Raw genomic sequence first — 20298 nt, 5'->3', positions numbered from 1 at the left:
TCGTTATCAATGGGGGCTAAGGAAAATGGCCCCGGTACAATACCGGGACCATTTATTAGCTGCTTAGGCACTTTTTTATACTGTCCGTAAAATGGGGCACAGTTCAAATGGGATAGCCGCTTTCTTAGTTTATTCCATCGAAATTCATGATTTTATCTTTTAAGCGGGACAGGATGTACGATCGTACGTGACTGTTTTTTTGTAATGGAATTTTGGCGATGAAGGATTGCATTTATTTCTCCGCCAATCACAAAAATCAGACCACTCAAATACAGCCATAGCATCAAGATGATGACGCCTCCTAAACTGCCGTATGTGGAAGAATAGTTGGCAAAGTTACTGACATAGAATGAAAATCCAAGTGATATTCCCAGCCAAAGTACAGTTGCGGTCACTGCCCCGGGGATGACATGTTTAATGGGAAAACTTTTATTAGGTGCAAAGCGATATAGAAAAGTCAGGACGAGTGAGATGACTGCAACTGCGATAACCCACCGTAATAAGCTGAATAAAATTTGCATTTCTTCAGGAATCGGAATGACTTGCTGTAATATATCGATGATGACTTTTCCGAAGACTGGGAGACCCAACATGACGATGAATGCTACAACCAAGCCTAATGTCAACATAATGGAGATGAAGCGGGCTTTAAGGAAATTCCTTGTTTCTTCGACATCATAAGCGATATTCATGGAATGGATGAATGCATTCATTCCGTTGGAAGCGGACCATATGGTGCCAAGGAAACCAAAAGTCAGTAAGCCGCCGTTCCGTTCAGATAATATGTTGATGATATTTTTCTCGATGACTTCCATCGTTTCCGTAGGCATGAAGGTTTTTATCGTGTCCAGGGCTGTCTGAATATCAATATTCAGATAGGGTAATATGGACAGCAGTAAAATGAGTAAAGGGAATAGTGCGAGTAAATAGTAATAAGCTTGTTCAGCGGCCAGCCCCGTTACACGATCTTCCTTTATTTCTTTAATCAGTTCCTTTGAAAATTTAATCGACTTATTCATTCGCATCACTCCTGAATAGTTACTTAGGTTATCTGCTTCTTTTCCCTCTGTTCATGTAAGTTAATCCTCAAAAATTAAAAGAAATTGAAATGGTCTTCCAAAGAAGAAGTCCCTTTCATGTTTAATCCGCCCGCTTGTAGAAGCTTGTAACAATGATATAACCTGCAATTACTCTAGTGATCGTATTTAATGTGGTGGATCCATTTTCGCCGAAATAACCAAAAACCAGCTTTGAGAGGGGCAAATCAATTTTAACTGCTTCAGAGAAATACAAAATCGGAATGATGGCGAAGTAAAGGAATGGCAAGCCAAGGATGACTATTTTTAGCGAATTCCCTTTTAAATTCCCTTTTTTGAAAAAATTTGCAGAATTCGGGGTATGGCGAGTACCATGCCCAGGAAAATCGGGAATGAAGATTCGAACAACAAGTACCCCTTAATCTCGTATGTTTCGCGGCTAAGCTTAAATAGGTGCTGTTGGTACTTTAATCCTATGAATAATCCGCCCGATAATACTACTAGGAATATTAAATATCTAATGGCTCTTTTCAAAGAAAGATTCATGTTTTTTGCCCCCTTTATAACAAGTATAATAATAACTAGGAAAATATGGAGGTTATTTCGAGCGTGTTATTATAGGTAAACGGAAAAAAAAGCCAGACAGCTTGTCTGGCTTTTTTATCTATTGCACTTCTTTTCCCTGTTCCTTTGGAACCTTGGGCGGGGTCCATTTGAAGACTTTATTTAGGATATTATAGATGTGTTTGGATTCTTTTGTAAGGATCGGCCCAAGAATCGCTAAGGTCAAAACATAAAGTGCCGCGAACGGGGTTAGTATAGGCATTAAACCGCCGGCAATGCCTAGGTTTGCCAAAATTATGGAGAATTCGCCACGTGAAACGATCGTTAAACCGATGTTTGCGGAAGCTCTGTGAGATAAACCGGATTTGCGTCCGGCAATCATACCAGCAACAAAGTTACCGATTATAGTGATGATGACAGCTCCAAGAACCATCCAGACAGCTCCACCAAGCGTCGTCGGATCGATACTCAATCCAAAGCTAAAGAAGAATATGGCCCCGAAGAAATCTCTAAAGGGAATGACAAGTTTCTCAATCCTGTCGCTGTGTTCCGTCTCAGAAAAGACTAGGCCGAGCAGTAATGCACCAATGGCTTCCGCAACATGAATCGTTTCCGAGAAACCTGCAATGAAGAATAGTAAAGCGAACACGACGATGATAAAAATCTCATCAGAGGTTATATTGAATAATTTGTTAAGGATCCCAGATGCTTTCCGGGCGATAACAAAAAATACAAGCATATACCCAATCGCGATAAAAGTGGAAAGTAACGTTCCCCAAATGGAACCAGAGGAGCTTAATACCAATCCGGATACGACTGATAAATAAACAGCGAGGAATATATCTTCAAACATGATGATGCCAAGGATAAGCTCCGTTTCATTGTTCCCGGTCCTTTTAAGGTCCACAAGCACCTTTGCCACAATGGCGCTGGATGAAAAGCTGATTATCCCCGTTAATATTAGTACTTCTTTTAAAGGAAGACCGAGAAGGAAACCATATACAAAGGCTAATCCGGCGTTGATTACAATGTAATACGTTCCGCCTGTCACGATATTTTTCCCGGACTTCATAAGCTTTTTAACGGAAAATTCCAGACCTAAGTAAAAAAGAAGGAATAAGATACCGACACGTCCGAGGAACGCTATGATTTCATCACTTTCAATGAAACGTAGGTCAATTAATCCGAATTGTGGGGCATGAGGGCCAACGAGCATCCCGATGATAATTAATAGTGGAACATTTGAGATTTTAAATTTACCTGCAACGAGAGCAGCCAATGCTACTAGAAGTAGGGCAGTTCCCACTTCAAAGACTAAATGGTCCATATGAGCTTAGTCACTCCTTTCGTCGGTCAATAATTCTCTTGTCAGGTTACGGATATCTTTTCTTTCCCCGGATATCACAAGGGTATCGCCTGTTTCGATGATAGAGTCGGGACCAGGATTATTCAGTTGTTTTTTTCCTTTTTTCGAATGGGCAATGACGGTTACGTTATAATTGCTCCTGATATCTATCGATCCGATCGTTTGATTGATGGCCTTGGAACCAGGTTCCACTTTGAACCATTCAATCACTAAGTCTCCCAATGACATTTCAATCGTTTCAAGTGCTTGTGGTTTATAAACCATTCCGCCTATGATGGAAGCCATTTGCCGTGATTCTTGATCGTTAAGGGTGATGCTCGATATGACGTCTTCATGTTCACTATCAAAATGGTATAATTCCCGACGGCCGTCATCGTGAATGACGATTACTAACTTTTCATCATTCCTTGTTATGATTTCAAATTTTTGACCAATACCAGGAAGTTCACTTTCTCTAATTCTCACTGGAATTCCTCCTTAAAATGTTGGTTAGAGTTTACAGAAGATAGCAGAATGTTATAAGTTAACGTCAATATTCGTCTTGAATTTCTTCTCCTTGGATATGCCGATGTATTTTAATGTCTCCGATGGACTTGAATGATGGTAATGCTTTTGTATCAAGGCTAGTGAAACTCCTTGTTTATAGGCATGGTAGCCAAAAGTTTTACGCATCGAACTTGCTCCGAATTTACCTGTCAGACCTGCACCTTCCACAGCATCATGGATAATCCGGTGCGCCTGTTGACGTGTAATTGGCTTTTTCGTCTTAGGGGAAAGAAATAAAAACTGACCTTCGATAACCTTCGAACCTTTAAGGTATTCTTGTAAGGCAGTTCGGACTTTCAGGTTCAAATAAATTTGGTTGACCTCGTCATTTTCCATCCGTTGCTCATAGAACTCCTTGATTTTTCCAGTTTCATCGAGAACGTTGGCGGCGGTGATTTCGAGCATTTCATTTATCTTCATACCAGTATTGATGCCAAGTACGAACAATAAATAATCCCGACTGGAATGAGCTCGTAAGTATGTTTTAATTTTGCTGATCTGATTGATATCCTTAAAGGCTTCTACATATTCCATAAGATCTTCTCCTCTTACCAATGTAACATAATTATATTGTATCACAACTTATGTTACATTGCATGAGTTTAGTCCTGGAGAAATAATCTTTCCCAAAAAGCAACGCATACTGTCGAACTAAAAACCATTTTCCTTATTCTCCACCCAAACGAGGTAAAATATATCAGGGAAGTTATTTAACTTTAAAATGTGGAGATTATTTTTAGCATCATGGGAACATCAGGCTTTGTAGATAAAAAAAAGAAACCCCAAGTTGGGATTCCTTCATCATTTTAATATACGGCTTTTTGTAATTTGTGAATGACCTCAAGTGAAAGCCCTGTTCCGATGGCAACTGATTCAAGCGGATTATCTGCAAGTTGGACTGGGACGACAATTTCATTCGTCAGCCATTCTTGTATCCCGTTGAGAAGTGCACCCCCGCCGGATAAAATGACACCTTGATCGACGATATCCCCGCTTAATTCAGGAGGACAGTCTTCCAAAGTGGCCCTGATTGCTTCCAATATATGAAGAAGCGATTCTTGGATGGCTTCCTGGACGTCAGTGGATGATATTGTAATCGGCTTTGGAAGACCCGTTACAAGATCGCGGCCCCTAACTTCCATGGTGATCACAGGATGTTCAACGAGTGCGTAGCCAATTTCTTTTTTTATTTCCTCGGCTGTTCTTTCCCCGATCAGCACATTATGTTTTTTTCTAACATATTGGCTGATATCTTCATCCAATTGATCTCCGCCAATTCTAATTGAATTACAAGAAACGACGCCGCCGTAAGATATGATTGCGACCTCAGTCGTGCCGCCGCCGATATCAACGATGACATTGGCAATGGGCTCTTCGACAGGCAGGCCTGCGCCGATTGCTGCCGCTACTGGTTCCTCGATAAGGTGGACCTGTTTGGCTCCGCAGCTTTTGACAGCATCCTGAATGGCCCTTCTCTCAACTGATGTGGAACCTGATGGTGTACAGACCACTACACTAGGCTTTCGAATCGATAAGCCTAATGCCTTACTTGCTTTTTTCATGATTTCCCGAAGCATTTGCGCGGTTACATTAAAATCCGCAATGACACCGTCCTTAAGTGGACGGATCGCAACGATATTTCCAGGTGTTTTCCCGATCATGTTTTTAGCATCCACACCGACTGCCAATACTTTATTAGTCTCTATATCAATGGCCACCACCGATGGCTCATTAAATACGATTCCTTTATTTTTACTGTAAACTAGCGTATTTGCAGTTCCTAAGTCAATGCCTATTTCTGTATTTGATAACATCTAGTCACCCCTCCATAAGAGTTTGACCCCTATATATTCATTCTACCTTTTGTAGCGAGTTTGTGGGGGTGGGAAATCTAGTAAATAGTGGAAATGCCGAACTGTTCCTATTCCATAGAGCGAAAACATGATGAAATATAAAAATGCGCTGGCGATGGAGAGCGGGGCCAACATTCTGCCTATTGCAGATGCTGCAAAATATTTCCCCTCATATGTGTAAGGGCAAGCTTGGATACAAATGCTTGCTGTTGACTACCAAATCGATCTGCACAATAGCCGCCAAATAAATTGGCCACGACGGCAAAAAAATGTGAAAGGATCAGCGGTAATCCAAGAAAAGGAAAATGAAACCCAGGATGACCGGCAAGGCAGATTTTTAAATTATTTCCAATCTCGTAAGTCATAAGTAATTCTCGCTTCCTCGTATTTTCCCCATCATACCCCTCGCTTCAGTTGAAAGGGTGCAAGACAGCTTTGAACCAGCTTATTTTATGTTAAAATATAGATGAAAATCCGCTTAGATAAAGTAGGTAATTTTGTGAGTGCAAATTTAATCGAGAGTAAGAGTTTTAGAGTCATCTTTACATCTTTTCTAGCTTTCCTGGGTGGATATGCGTTTGATTGCCTTGGGATATACTTACCATGGATGCTAGGACCATTATTCGTGGTGATGATTGCGAAAGTGAAGTTAGGGAAGTACATGTTTTGGTCTAAAACCTTTAGAAGCACAGGATTAGTCATTCTTGGTTTGCAACTGGGCAGTTCATTCACGAAACAATCGTTAAATGAGATGCTTGAATATTTGCCGGTTATGCTTTTTACGACAATCGCAATCATTTTGTTTACAGTTTTGACTGGCTGGTTTATAGGGAAGCGAATGGACTTATCATTGAGCACTTCCATGCTTGGCAGTTTTCCGGGAGGTCTATCCCAGATGGTGGTCTTAAGTGAGGAAATGAAGGATAGTGATGAAACGGTTGTAGGTTTCATGCAAACACTTAGGGTCATCCTTGTGATATCCATTGTTCCTTGGCTTGTGACCCATGTAATGTCAGTTGAATCAGGTGCGGTATTGGCCAAATCGGAGCGGCCGTTTTTCTTATTTGAATATGATGGGAAGTTAGCAATCATGATGTTGGCAACCTTGCTATTATTCATCTACATCACAAAGAAGGCGAATTTCCCGCTGCCTTTTTTACTAGGACCTCTCATGGCCGCAGCCTTATTTAATTTAGTAGGTCCAGGTGCCCCGCAAATTCCTGACTTTTGGCTGAACTTTTCACAATTGTTGATTGGCGCACATTTAGGCTACACACTGAAGGTTGATAATCCCCGACTTTTCAGAAAGATGTTCGGGGCCGTATTCCTCAGTAATGTCCTGTTAATTGGATTTTGCTATTATCTTTCCATTCAATTTGCTCCGATCCTATCCTTGCAGGCGAACGAATTATTTTTGAGCATGGCGCCAGGCGGCGTGGCCGAAATGGCAGTCACAGCCATGTCTGTACATGTGGATTTATCCGTTGTCACAAGCTTTCATTTATTCAGGATCTTATTCATTTTATTTTTTCTATCACCCATCATAAAATGGTTGGATGGAAGAATCCATGGGAAGCAGAAACAGGGACAAAGCTGACAGGCTTTGTCCCTGTTTTCAATATGGAATTACTATGTCGAAAACTTTTAGCATGTTGCCCATAAAAGGGTAGCACTCACGAGTAAAAGCACGAAACTCACGAGTAAAGCGGCGAAATTCACGAGTAAAAGCATGAAACTCACGAGTAAACCGGCGAAATTCACGAGTAAAAGCATGAAACTCACGAGTAAAGCACCGAAACTTAAGAGTAAATGAACAATTTTCAGGCGCAAAGCGAAACTCACGAACGAAACGCCTTGAAATTCCATTTTCGACGGAATTTTTACCTGGGCTATTGAAATATGCTGTTGAATTTGACCTTGCAAGTAGTGGAAAAGGTGGGATTTGTGGTAATTTAATTAAATTTAAAATTAGTAAAATAATCCTCACTTTTTTTAAACTTCATCCGATATAAGGAGGAGACGAGACTTTAAATGAATGGGTGAGTAATATGGATATAACATCAGTTTTGGGCGTAGTTCTGGGTATTGTGGCCATCTTAGTCGGAATGGTGTTGAAAGGCGTTAGTGTTACAGCGTTGATTAACCCTGCAGCTATTATGATCATTATTGTAGGGACGATAGCTGCTGTCGTAACGGCTTTCCCTTTGCCAGAATTAAAAAGACTACCAAAAATATTCAAGATTTTATTCTTTGAACAAAAATTGACAAAGCCTGAAGAATTAATAAAAACTTTTTCGGAATGGGCGGTCATTGCCAGGAAAGAAGGCTTATTGGCATTGGAAAGCATTTCGGATCAAGTGGATAATACTTTTTTGAAAAATGGCTTGAATCTTGCAGTCGAAGGTCAGAGTGCCGATTATATTCGTGATATTTTAGCAGAGGAAATAGACGCGATGGAAGAACGTCATCTGAGTGCGGCAGCGATTTTCAGTCAAGCCGGAACATACGCACCGACACTTGGTGTATTGGGTGCGGTAATCGGGTTGATTGCTGCATTGGGTAATATGGCTGACACGGAGGCATTGGGACATGCGATATCTGCCGCTTTCGTTGCAACCTTGATGGGGATTTACACGGGGTATGTGTTATGGCATCCATTTGCCAATAAGCTCAAACGGAAATCCAAGCAGGAAGTCCGGATCAAAGAAATGATGATAGAAGGGATTTTGTCGATCATCGAAGGGGAAGCGCCAAGGACGATTGAACAGAAATTAACATCATATTTGCCTGCTGGAGATCGTAAAAAGTGGTTAGAAGGCGATGTGAGAGAAGATGGCTAGGCGAAAAAAGAAACAAAGGCATGAAGAGCATATCGATGAATCATGGTTGGTTCCTTATGCCGATATCTTAACATTGCTTCTTGCGCTTTTTATCGTCTTATTCGCTTCAAGTTCGGTTGATGCAGTAAGGTTCCAGCAGTTGTCCAATGTATTTAACCAGGTCTTTACGAGCGGGACGGGTTTTATGGAATTCCCAAGTGATTCCCCCAGCAATGAGCCTACATCACCAGAGCAAAGATCAGGGGCAGAAGATCTTAAGAAGTTAGGGAAAAACGAACAAGAAAAACTTAGGGAAGTTCAGAAACGTGTAAATTCCTATATAAAGAAGAATGATTTAACGGATAAATTGGGAACGAACCTTACGGATGAAGGCATGTTGATTTCAATTAGGGAAAACGTGCTGTTTGAATCGGGTGTGGCTGAAGTGAAAAGTGAAAACCGAAAAATCGCTAAGGAAATCTCGGATTTACTGGTCATGGACTTACCCAGAAACATTATCGTAAGCGGACATACCGATGATGTTCCAATTAAAAATTCCCGGTATGAATCCAACTGGGATCTGAGCGTGATGCGATCCGTGAATTTCATGAAACTTCTCCTCGAAAATAAAGAGTTGGATCCCGAAATGTTCAGTTGCCAGGGACATGGGGAATTCAAGCCGGTTGCTTCTAATGCAACGAAAATAGGAAGAGCGAAAAACCGGAGAGTTGAAATCCTGATTGTTCCAAGGGACAGCAATAAATGAGTGAAAACCCTGCCATAATATGGACGGGTTTTTCTTCTTGAAGGAGAATGTATGGAAAGACAATATACAAACGTGATGGAAGAGATCGTTGTGACATGGGTCAAGGTTTTAATATCAGGTATGGAATACCAAACATTTTGTTCGTGCAGCAAATGTAAAAATGACATCATCACATTATCACTGAATAACCTGCCTAATTACTATGTAACCACGGAAGAACGGCGGAAAAGGATATTTGAAAATTTGAATACAGAAGAGAACAAGAAGTGGATCAACAAAAGAATCATCAATCCCATACACGTTGTTGGCCAGTATCCCAAACGTTGATCAGGCTTGGAAAAAGAAAAGAGGTCAGGAACCCCTTATCTTTTAGATTTTAAAGCCGAGGTGTAGCAACCTCCGAAAGAATGTCGGAAATTTTAGCGGGATCTCACTCAAATGAACGGAAATGATTTTTGGTAGTGACATCTTTAAATTGTGTTTTATTCATGCTGCAAGAGGGAACATAATTAAAGTACAAAGTAAGTTCATTCGATCAAAAATTGAGGAGATGAATTTTCATGGGTAAAAATATCGCATGTGTAGTAACGAATATGTTTGAGGACTCGGAGTACAGTGAACCCGCAAATGCATTTGAAGAAGCCGGCCATACGGTTACGACGATTGAAATGGAAAAAGGGAAAATTGTTAAAGGGAAACAAGGGGAAGTAGAAGTAGAGATTGATGAAAGCATCGATTCGGTGAAACCAGAGAACTTCGATGCATTGTTCATCCCAGGAGGGTTCTCGCCTGATCAACTGCGTGCTGATGAACGCTTCGCATCGTTCGCCAAATCGTTCATGGATGATAAAAAGCCTGTATTTGCAATTTGTCATGGACCGCAGTTGCTGATTACAGCGAAAACACTTGAAGGACGCCACGCAACAGGATATACATCCATTAAAGTGGATATGGAGTATGCAGGTGCCACATATTTGGACAAAGAGGTCGTTGTATGCGGCAATCAGCTTGTAACCAGCAGGACGCCAGATGATCTTCCGGCATTTAACCGGGAATCGCTTAATCTATTGAAATAATGAAAAATCCCGGCAGCTGCCGGGATTTTTTATTTAATAAGATTTAAAGGATTCATATACTTCAATCTTTGCAGTAAAATAAAAGGAGAGACGAATAAAAAAGGAAGTGTCACGATTGATTGTATTAAAATCTGCACGTGAAATTCAAGCGATGCATGAATCGGGTAAAATTTTGGCAGCTTGTCATAGGGAGATTGCAAAGTTGATTGTTCCTGGTGTGACAACATGGGAAATAGAAGAATTTGTCGAAGGATTCTTAAAAAAACATGGAGCGAAGCCGGAACAAAAGGGTTACAAGGGGTATGAGTATGCGACATGTGCCAGCATAAATGAAGAAATCTGTCATGGTTTCCCCCGTAAGACCCCTTTGAAAAATGGAGATATCGTAACGATTGATATGGTCGTCAATTATAACGGGGCCCTTTCCGACTCTGCCTGGACGTATACGGTCGGAAAGGTTTCCAAGGAAACTGAACATTTAGTGCATGTGACGAAGGAATCTTTATATAAGGCGATTGAAGTGTGTGTGGAAGGCAATCGGATTGGTGATATTGGTCATGCCATTCAAACCTATGTCGAAGCGGAAGGCTTCTCGGTCGTTCGTGATTTCATCGGACATGGGATAGGAAATGTCATTCATGAAGAGCCGCAAGTTCCGCATTATGGGCTGCCGAATAAAGGTCCGCGTCTTAAAGAAGGTATGGTATTCACTATCGAACCAATGGTAAACGTAGGTACATATAAAGCCAGCAGGGATGCGAATGGATGGACGGCTTCCACTGCAGACGGGAAATACTCGGCTCAATATGAGCATACGATTGCCATCACGAAAAACGGTCCGCTTATTCTGACAGAACAATGAACGTAATAAAACAGCATCAATTATGATGCTGTTTTTTCATTTTAATCAATCGGTCGTTCCAATGAATATAAATCCTCTTCAATATTGCCTAATCTGTCCTCAATCACTTTTTTCGCATCATTAATGCCTTCATTATAAATAAAGGGAGCGATGTTTTCCAAAATGAATTGCAAGTGATTTTCAGCAGCGATTTCACCGATTTCCTTGCCATGTTCCTGATACACATATTCTTGGATACGTTCGATCATCTTGCGGCGTTTCTCTAAGGGAAATTGAATGAACATTGTGCCCTCCTTCATATTTGTTTTAAAAACCATGGAATGAATTGATCCGAATCCAAAGGGAAGACGGGTACTGAAGCATGATCCCTGGTTCGTTCCAGACATTCAGGCCAAGCCACCGCTGCTTTGACATTCGTAAGTCTTTCCAATAGCAGGAGGTCACTCTTTTCTTTGATTATAATGACCTTAGGAAAGTCCTCTTGCTTATAACCTTCAATTAAAATCACATCTGGGAGAAATAGACCCAATAATTGAATCAACTCAGCGATAGGGGCTTCGCCCTTGAAATTGCCGAGCAATTCTATTGTCCCGTCTCCTTCAACAAGTGAAGCGGCTGCCCCAGCCTGAAAGTGTTTATGGGAATCCTTCATACCAGTGATATCTGGTTTTCCGCCATGCCCATGGTGTTTTAAAATGGCTGTTTCTAATTTTACTGCGCGAAGCTTTTCGATTATATTCGTTATGAATGTCGTTTTTCCTCTATTTTGGTAGCCAACCACTTGAAAAATAAAGGGTTTTACCAAGGCCATTTGCTTCCTTCTTGGTCATCGAGAAGCAGAACGTCCACGATATCTCCAGTTTGAAAGCCACGGGTCCCCCCAGGTAATACAGTCAATGAATTGGCACCAGCCAGGCTTGTTGTAATATTGGATTTATCCACACCACTAGGAATTACCTTCAACCGGCCGGATTCGTAAAATAGTCGGGTTCGAAGCAGACGTGAGAATGGGTTGGGCTTTAAGAAGTCCTCTGCCAATTGAGCAGTCTCTTTTCGTAAATGCGGATGTTCCGAAAACAGCATGGTGCGGATGATGGGTCTTGCAAATAGTTCAAAGCCGACATAACTGGCGGATGGATTACCGGATAAACCGAATAAAATCTTGTTATTATATACGGCTACGGTCGTCACGCTGCCAGGGCGCATGGCCACTTTGTTGAATAAGACATCAGCGCCAATTTTTTGATAAATATCTGGGAGAAGGTCAAAATCACCGACGGAAACGCCTCCAGTTGTAATGAGTAGATCGACTTCCTCCAAAGCCGTTGAAATGGCTTCGTAGCTTAATTCGAATTCATCTTTAAGCTTTCCATAAAAACGGACTTCTCCTCCCGCCCTCCGTATTTGAGCGGAAAGGGCATACGAATTGCTGTTGCGAATCTTCCCGGGCTGCAAAGGTTCATTAACATCAAGTAGTTCCGAACCAGTAGCGAATAATCCGACGACAGGCTTTTTGGCAACAGGGACTTCTGCATAACCGAATGTTGCCAGTAAGCCGATGATCCCTGGATTGATCGCTGTTCCTTTTTTTACAAGAAGATCCCCTTTCTTTGCGTCCTCACCTTGAAAAGAAACATTTTCCCCTTCTTTAAGTGAGCGTTTAAATGATATGTACTTCTTTCCATCCTTTTCGAATTCCTTCGTGAGCTCGAGCATAATTACGGCATCACACCCAGCTGGCATCTGAGCTCCAGTCATGATTCTTGCAACTTGTTTTTTTTGCACGGGGATAGTCGATACCATACCTGCAGCTAACTCTTCAACCACTTCGAATTCGAGTGGGTTATTTATGGAACCTTCAACGGTATCCCTGGACCTGAGGGTGAATCCATCATATGGCGAGCGATTAAAATGCGGAACATCATTTGTAGCTGTAATATCTTGAGCCAAAAAACGATCTTGACTTTCTTCCAGGGGAATCAGCTCCACTTCTCCTCCTAATTTATGCTTCATCACTTTTTCCACTGCTTCAGCGATACTGATGGGCGTTCTTCTATCTATCATGCTTACAACTCCTGTCTGTTTTCAACAATAAGTTCTATATCAAATGTAGCAGAAATCTTTAAAAATTGAAAAAATCCTCACCGGAATGGGAGGATTTGAATGTTACTTATTACGCAGTCTTCCAAGTTCTTCAGCGATCGCTTCCATTTCACGGACACTGAAATTGTTTTTTTTCATCACCATTTTATAAATATCGTGCAGTTCTTCGTACATTTCGATATCAAAATGGGTTGATTTGATTGCACCGAAGTTCATCACCTTCAATTTATCCTTAATTGCTTCAACCATAAACTCGACACTTTCGGCTGTGTTTTGTGTTAAATCCATACCCCTCATCCTTTCATACGTTCCTAAATTATTTACATCTTTGCATGATTACCCCTAGAAGTCAATGAATATTCGGGTGGAAAACGAAGCTTGAGCCTCAATTCACTTTGCCGTCTTTGTGTTTTAAAGTGAGAGAGTTTGGGAAAAGATAGGAAAAAACTTTTTTAAACATTGTATAATGGAGATAGCTACCATTATCATCAACCAATATATGACGAGGAGGAGAATATATGAGCAACATTCGAGAAGAATATAAATGTGCCAAGAAAAGTAAATTTATGCAAGCGGTCTTTATCGGGGCGTTAGCAGGGGCTGCAGTAAGCCTTTTTGATAAAAATACGCGTTATTCGGTATTGGAAAACAGCAAAAGTTGCTTGAGTAATATGAAAGAATTAGTGAAGAATCCCAATGGGGTACTTTCACAAGTACGTGAAACATCATCTAAGGTCCGTTCCACTGTTGAAAAAATTTCCGATGATGTATCATTCATTTCCCAAAAGGTGGAGGAAATGAAAGATATTCCATCGCAAGTTGCGCAAGTGGTGATAGAGACGAAGGAAGTCTTTGCTGCAGAGCCGGAAGATTCGACTTCAAGTCAGGATCCGCAAGGACGGGTTTCCTCAAATTAAAAAATGGGGTGGGGGTATGGCCAGTAAAAAAGAATGGCTGAAAGGCTCATTCTTCAAGACATTCATAAAACGGTTACAGATGGATGATGTGTCGGGACTTGCCGCACAGCTGTCTTATTTCTTTTTGCTTTCCCTGTTTCCGTTACTTATTTTTTTGTTCACTTTATTGGCCTATCTGCCATTTTCCCAAGAAGATATTTTAAATACTATAAGTACATATGCACCCGCGGGTTCGATGAAAATAATTGAGGCTAACCTCTCGGAAGTGATGGAAGCGAATAGTACTTTATTGTCGTTTGGTGTCATTGGAACCATATGGTCGGCCTCGAATGGGATGAATGCAATCATTAAAGCATTTAATCAAGCATATGGTGTAAAAGAAAGTCGAACTTTCTTTATTTCCCGGGGAATGTCGATTCTTCTCACTTTAGCGATGATTTTTGTGTTTATTGTCGTTTTATTGCTTCCGATATTCGGAAAACAGATCGGAGTATTCCTATTTGCTGAAATTGGACAATCCGATGAGTTTCTAATCATTTGGAATCAACTGCGCTGGGTGATCAGCACGCTTGTATTTTTAATAGTGTTCACGATCCTTTATTGGATTGCGCCCAACAAAAGACTGAAATGCCTAACCGTATTGCCTGGTTCTATCTTTGCAACGGCAGGATGGAGCCTCGTTTCCCTTTTGTTTTCTTTTTATGTGGAGAACTTTGCTAATTATTCGGCGACATATGGAAGTCTTGGAGGAATAATCGTATTAATGGTCTGGTTTTATTTATCTGGGCTCATCATCATACTGGGCGGGGAAATAAATGCCCTGTTAAGTGAAAAGGAAAATCCAGAATGTAAATGATCTTCCTGGAGTTCCCGTAATAGAGGACTATCCTGAAGCAGATACTATTCTAGAAATGACATAACTTTTGTAGAGGGGGAGTTCTTTCATGAGTAAAAAGGATGGCAGCACAAAGCAAAAAGGAAAAAAAGGTTCGAACCATAAAACATCAGGTTCAGCAAACGGTAAGAACGGATATCATTAAATGAAACGAACATAAAAAAGGGAGCCTTATAGGCTCCTCAGGCTGTCGACAAAGTCGACAGCTGTTTTTTTATAAAAAGTTTAGCAACAATATATTGTGTCCTTCTTTCAAATTTACAACTAAATATGCTAATTAAAAGATAAAAAAACCCCTTTTTCTCCAACAATTCTTTTGGAAAAGGGGTTTGTCTACACTCTGGGGAGCCTTATAGGCTCCTTCTTTTTCATTTTAGTTTCTCAAAAGTCTTAAGCTATTCAGTATAACAAGGATTGTGCTTCCTTCATGGCCAATGACACCATATGGAAGGTCCAGGAATTGAAGGAAATTGGATGCTATCAGAATCATGATGACCGAGATCGAGAAAATGACGTTTTGTTTGATGATTCGATTCATCTTCTTGGATAATTTGACGGCTTCCGCGATACGCGGGAGGTCATTCTTCATCAGAACAACATCAGCTGTTTCCAAGGCAACATCCGTGCCTTCACCCATTGCAATTCCAACGGAAGCTGTTGCCAGTGCAGGTGCATCATTGATGCCATCCCCAACCATTGCTACTGTACCAAAATTTTCTTTCAGCTTTTTCACTTCATTCACTTTGGTTTCAGGTAGGCACTCGGCAATATATGCATCAATATGGATCTCCGACGCAATCGCTTTAGCTGTTTTTTCACCATCACCTGTCAGCATGATGGTATGGATCCCCTCATTTTTCAAAGCCTCGATGGCAGCGATCGTTTCTTCACGCACGACATCTTTCAAAGTGAGTATACCAGCAATCCCTAGATCATCTTTAGCATAAACAATTGTCTTACCTTGTTCAGCAAATGTCAGCGCAATGCCATTTTTGAATCGTTCGGCTTCGCTGCGGCCGACGAAATCAGCTTTTCCGACTTGCCAAAGCATGCCTTTGAAATAAGCTTGAACCCCATTACCTGAGATATCTTCCATGTTATCCGGTTTAATGATGTCCTTTTGCAATTTCGTTTTAGCATAACGTACGATTGATGTTGCCAAAGGGTGGTTTGAATAATTTTCAACAGAAGCAACATGAAATAAGAAATCTTCTTCGCTTAAATCTTCACGGATGATAACATCCGTTACCTCTGGTTTACCTTTTGTCAGTGTTCCGGTTTTATCTAGGGCAATAGCCTGTAGATTTCCTAGATTCTCAAGATGGATGCCGCCTTTAAATAAAATGCCATGGCGAGCGCCATTTGAAATGGCAGAAAGTGTAGCTGGCATTATAGATGCCACAAGGGCACAAGGAGAAGCGACAACGAGCAGGATCATCGCTCTGTAGAATGTTTCGGTCCAGCTCCAGCCCAATATGAAATGTGGTACGAACATCATCAAGCCGACAACTGTCAATACGACTTTTACATAAGTTCCTTCAAACCGTTCAATGAACAGCTGGGAAGGGGACTTTTCGCTTTGTGCGGATTGAACGAGAGTGATTATTTTTTGAAATAATGTTTCACTTGCTGGTTTGGTAATTTCCACGGTAATCGTCCCACGGAGATTAACCGTTCCCGCAAAAACTTCATCATCCAAGGATTTGCTGACTGGTATGGATTCACCAGTGATGGCCGCTTCATCTAGATTGGTACGGCCGTCCGTGATTTTTCCATCAGAAGGAACTCTCTCTCCTGGTTTCACTAAAATCAGATCCCCGACAAGCAACTGGGAAACGGATACGGTCTCTTCATATCCGTTAGTGATGCGTAGCGCTTCTTCTGGCTGTAAGTCCATAAGCGCCGAAATCTCTTTATGGCTTTTATTCATCGTGTATGTCTCAAGCGCACCGCTTAAAGCGAAGATGAAAATCAATATGGCACCTTCCGTCCAGTATCCGATGATCGCAGAACCGATGGCGGCAAAAATCATCAGCATCTCAACATTCAATTCCCGGTCGGCAATCGTATCTTCTATGCCTTCTTTTGCCTTGGCGTATCCGCCAATCAGGAAAGAGGCTAAGTATATGACTATGGAAGTGGACTCCATTCCGTTCTTTGAAAGAGCCCAGCCCAAAACTATTAATAAACCGCTGAATAATGCAGCAATAAGTTCTAAATGAGGTTTTGCCTTTTCCAACCAAGAGGTTTTGCATGTAGCCGGTTGGGTTAAATGTTTAGTATCTGTAGTCATAAGATTCCCTCCCAAATTCTTCTCTATTTTTGTGTAAATGATATGGATTATCATTTGTGTAATATCTAATTGAGAAAGATAATCAACGTCATTTCTCTGGATAAAATATGAAAGCTGTCATCGTAATTGCGATGACAGCAATGATTACAAAGATTTATTAACGTGATGTCCCTTTTGTTAATATTATATTACCACATATCCTATTCAAAAATAAAGAAGAATGATTCTAATCTAGTAAAAAATATAAAATGCCAGTTATTTCAATATACAAGGGCTATTGTAAATACCATGCAAATTGAATAATAAATGGAATTGTCCAGATAATAAACTATATTACATAACAGATGCAGGCATTTTCTCCTTAAAAAAGGCCAATGAAATAAAGACAAGGAAAAGCATGATATTTATCATATGAAAAAAATTCCCACTGTGTACATGATCTATTACAAGGCCGCCAAAGAATGGACCGCCGATGCTGCCCAGACTATAGAAAATACTGCATAATAAATTTCCTGCTGGTAAAAGGTTTCGAGGTAACAGATCTGCCATATAACTGATTCCCAGAGAGAAAGTCGAACCAACCATCATACCTCCAAGCATGAAGCAGATGAATAGTCCAAGCACTGAATAGGAATAAATACCTGCTAGAGAAAATATGGTAAAGCCCGAAAAGAGGATAGTCAGCAAGGTCTTTCGCCGGCCAAAGCGGTCACTGATCATACCCAGGGGAATCTGTGTAAGCAGAGTTCCGCCTGAAAATGCCGGAATTATGATGGATACCGCAGTTAAATCGATTCCGGAGCGCAGGGCGAAAACTGGAAAGTTGCTATTCAATGATGCTTCGAGCACGCCAAAAGTGAACGGAAGTAAAAAAGCGACCCAAGCTATGCGGCTCACCTTCGTAAACCTTTTAAGTGTGCCCAGAAATGATGTGTTTTCAGGGTCATCCTGTTCAGGAAGCTCATTTCTAATAAGGAAAACAGTTAACCAAGTAAGAAGACTGAGTATGGATGTAAAGATGAAAGGCAAAGACTGATTAATCTCGAGAAGCTTCGTCATTAGCGGGCCAACCATGAAGCCAAGACTGAAGAAAAGCCCGTAAATAGCGAGATTTCTACCGCGCTTCGCTATTGGTGAAATGGCAGTTATCCATGTCTGGGTAGCAAAGTGAAGTGTATGATCGCCGATTCCAATGAAGAAACGTAGTACGAACCAAAACCAGAATGATTTCCAAACAGGAAATAAGGCAAGAGAGAGAATGACCGTTATCCCGCCAAATAATATCAATGGCTTATACCCATATTTACGGAGTGGTGCTTCCATAAAAGGAGAAATCAACAGAATCCCAATATAAAGGGAGGCGGCATGAAACCCGTTTAAGGATGAACTAATTCCGTCATTTTCAAAAATGATGGCAATGATCGGCAGAAGCATTCCTTGAGAAAAACCTGATATGCCGACAATAAAGATTAAAACACTTAAAAGCAGTTTATTATTCATAAAATCATGTCTCCTAAGAAATGTGTACAATTTTGATGTTACATCTTAGAAAGAGGATTAAGCAATAGGGATTTGGGTAAATATTGACAAGAAGAGGAGCGGTGAAAAATTTTCCTTTGTCTTTGCCCGAAGTTTATGTATGATAGTTTTTGTTATATGAAAAGAACTATAGGATTGTGAGGAGAAGTATGGTGAATAAAATATTTTTGGGGCTTGTTCTATTAGGCGTCCCATTATCTGTCCTTGGGTCTTTATTGCATTGGCCGAGCGTAATCATGTTCATAGTATATTGCTTAACAATCGTCGCGCTTGCAGGCTTCATGGGCAGGGCGACTGAAAGCTTAGCGATTGTTATGGGACCAAGGATTGGCGGTCTATTGAATGCAACCTTTGGTAATGCAGTTGAATTGATCATATCCGTCTTTTCGTTAAAGGCGGGGCTGGTTGGTGTTGTATTGGCGTCTTTGACTGGTTCCGTTTTAGGAAACTTATTGTTGGTGGCTGGCCTTTCGTTCTTCATCGGAGGGACCAAATACAAACGGCAGAAATTTAATGTTTTTGATGCCAGGCATAATGCCGGGCTGTTAATATTTGCAGTTATTGTAGCCTTCGTCATACCGGAAGTATTCACACAAAGCATGAGTGAGTCAAGTACGATGTCGTTAAGTGTCGGAATTTCCATCATTTTGATCTTATTATATCTTGCTGCATTATTCTTTAAATTGGTTACTCACCGCGGGGTATATCAGCATAACCAGAAAACCAAGGAACATGAAGAGGAAGAACCGGAATGGAGTAAGAAAAAGGCAATTATAATACTTGCTGCCGCTACTTTGGCTGTTGCGTTCGTATCGGAGAAGCTTGTACATACCTTCAGCGAAGTGGGGGAAACCTTCGGATGGACAGAGCTATTCATCGGTGTCATTATCGTTGCGATCGTGGGTAACGCGGCAGAGCATGCGTCCGCCGTCATAATGGCCTATAAAAATAAAATGGATGTCGCTGTGGAGATTGCCGTTGGTTCCACACTTCAAGTAGCGATGTTCGTAGCTCCTGTACTCGTATTGATTTCGTTAATGTATCCAACTCATATGCCGCTTATTTTCACATGGCCAGAACTGATTTCAATGGTTTCAGCAGTCTTTCTGATGATCATGATTTCGAATGACGGGGAAACGAACTGGTTTGAAGGCCTTACCCTATTGGCTGCTTACTTCATCATGGGGATTGGATTTTACTTATTATAATAATGCAGGCCTTCCGATGCGGAAGGTCTTCTTTTATATAAATAAAAATGACTCTGCTCAGGTTAGATTTAGCAGAGTCATTTCTATATTAGTAAATTACCATTCATAAGTTTTTCCAAAATTTTTCATCATGCTTTTGTAAAAGTTGAGAAAATATTCTAGAGTGTTACACCATCCTTTTACATCAGATTTAAGTATGGGCGAATTCGTTTTCTGTCATCCTTTAAAAGGGTGTCATGGATTGTTCGATAAGCATACCTCCTGAGAGTGTAATAGGTATGAACGATTTCGCCTCCTTTTTATAATGTAAATTAAGTATAACCGATTCCGATTGAAAAGTAAATATTCTGAACCTTAAAAATATATTGCAAATTCGACAGCAGAATGAAATGTATAGAATGTTGGCTAAAAACAAAATCTATAAACAAAATGATTGAACCCCTCAAAAGGAGTG

At 40.8% G+C, this 20298-nt stretch carries 21 protein-coding genes; 9 read left to right on the top strand and 12 right to left on the bottom strand.

The window, feature by feature from the left end:
• Positions 1-152 precede the first annotated feature (152 nt).
• The 6 genes from ACFX4L_RS19155 to ACFX4L_RS19130 form a co-directional block, all read right to left on the bottom strand.
• On the bottom strand, positions 153-1019 hold the full coding sequence (locus tag ACFX4L_RS19155) for a YihY/virulence factor BrkB family protein (protein WP_377385684.1): 867 nt from the start codon (positions 1017-1019) through the stop codon (positions 153-155).
• Between the two features lie 682 nt (positions 1020-1701).
• Positions 1702-2928, bottom strand: a complete 1227-nt coding sequence (locus tag ACFX4L_RS19150; RefSeq protein ID WP_125162353.1) for a cation:proton antiporter — start codon at positions 2926-2928, stop codon at positions 1702-1704.
• A gap of 6 nt (positions 2929-2934) precedes the next feature.
• Entirely contained in the window at positions 2935-3432 is a 498-nt protein-coding gene (locus tag ACFX4L_RS19145; RefSeq protein ID WP_061461485.1) for a cation:proton antiporter regulatory subunit, read from the bottom strand.
• 51 nt (positions 3433-3483) lie between these two features.
• On the bottom strand, positions 3484-4047 hold the full coding sequence (locus tag ACFX4L_RS19140; protein WP_061461487.1) for a tyrosine-type recombinase/integrase: 564 nt from the start codon (positions 4045-4047) through the stop codon (positions 3484-3486).
• 272 nt (positions 4048-4319) lie between these two features.
• On the bottom strand, positions 4320-5327 hold the full coding sequence (gene mreBH, locus ACFX4L_RS19135) for a rod-share determining protein MreBH (RefSeq protein WP_061461488.1): 1008 nt from the start codon (positions 5325-5327) through the stop codon (positions 4320-4322).
• A 179-nt stretch (positions 5328-5506) separates the two neighbouring features.
• On the bottom strand, positions 5507-5731 hold the full coding sequence (locus ACFX4L_RS19130; RefSeq protein ID WP_377385679.1) for a hypothetical protein: 225 nt from the start codon (positions 5729-5731) through the stop codon (positions 5507-5509).
• Between the two features lie 134 nt (positions 5732-5865).
• Between ACFX4L_RS19130 and ACFX4L_RS19125 the strand changes: the two genes are divergently transcribed.
• From ACFX4L_RS19125 to map, 6 genes are all read left to right on the top strand, one after another.
• Positions 5866-6963 carry an AbrB family transcriptional regulator gene (locus ACFX4L_RS19125; RefSeq protein ID WP_377385677.1) on the top strand — a complete coding sequence of 366 codons (1098 nt, stop codon included), beginning with the start codon at positions 5866-5868 and terminating at the stop codon, positions 6961-6963.
• Between the two features lie 451 nt (positions 6964-7414).
• Positions 7415-8206: a flagellar motor stator protein MotA gene (gene motA / locus ACFX4L_RS19120; RefSeq protein ID WP_377405907.1), complete on the top strand. Its 792-nt coding sequence runs from the start codon at positions 7415-7417 to the stop codon at positions 8204-8206.
• On the top strand, positions 8199-8951 hold the full coding sequence (gene motB, locus ACFX4L_RS19115; RefSeq protein ID WP_377405905.1) for a flagellar motor protein MotB: 753 nt from the start codon (positions 8199-8201) through the stop codon (positions 8949-8951). Before motA ends, motB begins: the two co-directional genes overlap by 8 nt.
• A gap of 51 nt (positions 8952-9002) precedes the next feature.
• Positions 9003-9278: a late competence development ComFB family protein gene (locus ACFX4L_RS19110; protein ID WP_377385668.1), complete on the top strand. Its 276-nt coding sequence runs from the start codon at positions 9003-9005 to the stop codon at positions 9276-9278.
• A gap of 233 nt (positions 9279-9511) precedes the next feature.
• Positions 9512-10027, top strand: a complete 516-nt coding sequence (locus ACFX4L_RS19105; protein WP_317777268.1) for a type 1 glutamine amidotransferase domain-containing protein — start codon at positions 9512-9514, stop codon at positions 10025-10027.
• 115 nt (positions 10028-10142) lie between these two features.
• Positions 10143-10889, top strand: a complete 747-nt coding sequence (gene map, locus ACFX4L_RS19100) for a type I methionyl aminopeptidase (RefSeq protein ID WP_061461499.1) — start codon at positions 10143-10145, stop codon at positions 10887-10889.
• 41 nt (positions 10890-10930) lie between these two features.
• Here map and ACFX4L_RS19095 read toward each other — a convergent pair whose 3' ends face one another.
• The 4 genes from ACFX4L_RS19095 to ACFX4L_RS19080 form a co-directional block, all read right to left on the bottom strand.
• Entirely contained in the window at positions 10931-11173 is a 243-nt protein-coding gene (locus ACFX4L_RS19095) for a DUF2164 domain-containing protein (protein WP_089362615.1), read from the bottom strand.
• An 11-nt stretch (positions 11174-11184) separates the two neighbouring features.
• The gene (gene mobB / locus ACFX4L_RS19090) at positions 11185-11700 is read right to left on the bottom strand and encodes a molybdopterin-guanine dinucleotide biosynthesis protein B (protein WP_377405903.1); all 516 of its coding nucleotides are present in this window, start codon (positions 11698-11700) and stop codon (positions 11185-11187) included.
• Complete coding sequence (locus ACFX4L_RS19085; RefSeq protein ID WP_377385663.1) at positions 11688-12953, bottom strand: molybdopterin molybdotransferase MoeA; 1266 nt, start codon at positions 12951-12953, stop codon at positions 11688-11690. Before ACFX4L_RS19085 ends, mobB begins: the two co-directional genes overlap by 13 nt.
• 102 nt (positions 12954-13055) lie before the next feature.
• A complete protein-coding gene (locus ACFX4L_RS19080) occupies positions 13056-13280 on the bottom strand; it encodes a DUF1128 domain-containing protein (protein WP_061461507.1) in 225 nt (74 codons plus the stop codon).
• Between the two features lie 230 nt (positions 13281-13510).
• Here ACFX4L_RS19080 and ACFX4L_RS19075 point away from each other — a divergent pair, with 230 nt between their 5' ends.
• Together ACFX4L_RS19075 and ACFX4L_RS19070 are read left to right on the top strand one after the other, a co-directional pair.
• Positions 13511-13909 (top strand): YtxH domain-containing protein, encoded by a 399-nt coding sequence (locus ACFX4L_RS19075; RefSeq protein WP_284471877.1) that lies wholly within the window; start codon positions 13511-13513, stop codon positions 13907-13909.
• Between the two features lie 16 nt (positions 13910-13925).
• Positions 13926-14765, top strand: coding sequence for a YihY/virulence factor BrkB family protein (locus ACFX4L_RS19070; RefSeq protein WP_061461511.1), 840 nt, complete (start codon positions 13926-13928; stop codon positions 14763-14765).
• Positions 14766-15177: 412 nt separating this feature from the next.
• Here the strand turns inward: ACFX4L_RS19070 and ACFX4L_RS19065 are convergent, their stop codons facing one another.
• Together ACFX4L_RS19065 and ACFX4L_RS19060 are read right to left on the bottom strand one after the other, a co-directional pair.
• A complete protein-coding gene (locus ACFX4L_RS19065) occupies positions 15178-17097 on the bottom strand; it encodes a heavy metal translocating P-type ATPase (RefSeq protein ID WP_377385654.1) in 1920 nt (639 codons plus the stop codon).
• A gap of 333 nt (positions 17098-17430) precedes the next feature.
• Positions 17431-18597, bottom strand: a complete 1167-nt coding sequence (locus tag ACFX4L_RS19060; protein ID WP_284471876.1) for an MFS transporter — start codon at positions 18595-18597, stop codon at positions 17431-17433.
• 188 nt (positions 18598-18785) lie between these two features.
• Between ACFX4L_RS19060 and cax the strand changes: the two genes are divergently transcribed.
• Positions 18786-19844: a calcium/proton exchanger gene (cax, locus tag ACFX4L_RS19055; RefSeq protein ID WP_377405900.1), complete on the top strand. Its 1059-nt coding sequence runs from the start codon at positions 18786-18788 to the stop codon at positions 19842-19844.
• The last annotated feature ends 454 nt before the right edge of the window (positions 19845-20298 follow it).

The sequence above is a fragment of the Peribacillus sp. YIM B13482 genome, assembly GCF_042787975.1.
GTDB classification, from domain to species: domain Bacteria; phylum Bacillota; class Bacilli; order Bacillales; family DSM-1321; genus Peribacillus; species Peribacillus simplex_A.
This window is presented reverse-complemented; position numbering and strand designations above follow the sequence as displayed.

Excerpts from the sequence above, each read along its gene's own strand:
- ACFX4L_RS19155 (WP_377385684.1), bottom strand. The coding sequence starts at position 1,019 with ATGAATAAGTCGATTAAATTTTCAAAGGAACTGATTAAAGAAATAAAG.
- ACFX4L_RS19150 (WP_125162353.1), bottom strand. The coding sequence starts at position 2,928 with ATGGACCATTTAGTCTTTGAAGTGGGAACTGCCCTACTTCTAGTAGCA.
- ACFX4L_RS19140 (WP_061461487.1), bottom strand. The coding sequence starts at position 4,047 with ATGGAATATGTAGAAGCCTTTAAGGATATCAATCAGATCAGCAAAATT.
- mreBH (WP_061461488.1), bottom strand. The coding sequence starts at position 5,327 with ATGTTATCAAATACAGAAATAGGCATTGACTTAGGAACTGCAAATACG.
- ACFX4L_RS19130 (WP_377385679.1), bottom strand. The coding sequence starts at position 5,731 with ATGACTTACGAGATTGGAAATAATTTAAAAATCTGCCTTGCCGGTCAT.
- motA (WP_377405907.1), top strand. The coding sequence starts at position 7,415 with ATGGATATAACATCAGTTTTGGGCGTAGTTCTGGGTATTGTGGCCATC.
- motB (WP_377405905.1), top strand. The coding sequence starts at position 8,199 with ATGGCTAGGCGAAAAAAGAAACAAAGGCATGAAGAGCATATCGATGAA.
- ACFX4L_RS19110 (WP_377385668.1), top strand. The coding sequence starts at position 9,003 with ATGGAAAGACAATATACAAACGTGATGGAAGAGATCGTTGTGACATGG.
- ACFX4L_RS19105 (WP_317777268.1), top strand. The coding sequence starts at position 9,512 with ATGGGTAAAAATATCGCATGTGTAGTAACGAATATGTTTGAGGACTCG.
- ACFX4L_RS19095 (WP_089362615.1), bottom strand. The coding sequence starts at position 11,173 with ATGTTCATTCAATTTCCCTTAGAGAAACGCCGCAAGATGATCGAACGT.
- mobB (WP_377405903.1), bottom strand. The coding sequence starts at position 11,700 with ATGGCCTTGGTAAAACCCTTTATTTTTCAAGTGGTTGGCTACCAAAAT.
- ACFX4L_RS19085 (WP_377385663.1), bottom strand. The coding sequence starts at position 12,953 with ATGATAGATAGAAGAACGCCCATCAGTATCGCTGAAGCAGTGGAAAAA.
- ACFX4L_RS19080 (WP_061461507.1), bottom strand. The coding sequence starts at position 13,280 with ATGGATTTAACACAAAACACAGCCGAAAGTGTCGAGTTTATGGTTGAA.
- ACFX4L_RS19075 (WP_284471877.1), top strand. The coding sequence starts at position 13,511 with ATGAGCAACATTCGAGAAGAATATAAATGTGCCAAGAAAAGTAAATTT.
- ACFX4L_RS19070 (WP_061461511.1), top strand. The coding sequence starts at position 13,926 with ATGGCCAGTAAAAAAGAATGGCTGAAAGGCTCATTCTTCAAGACATTC.
- ACFX4L_RS19065 (WP_377385654.1), bottom strand. The coding sequence starts at position 17,097 with ATGACTACAGATACTAAACATTTAACCCAACCGGCTACATGCAAAACC.
- ACFX4L_RS19060 (WP_284471876.1), bottom strand. The coding sequence starts at position 18,597 with ATGAATAATAAACTGCTTTTAAGTGTTTTAATCTTTATTGTCGGCATA.
- cax (WP_377405900.1), top strand. The coding sequence starts at position 18,786 with ATGGTGAATAAAATATTTTTGGGGCTTGTTCTATTAGGCGTCCCATTA.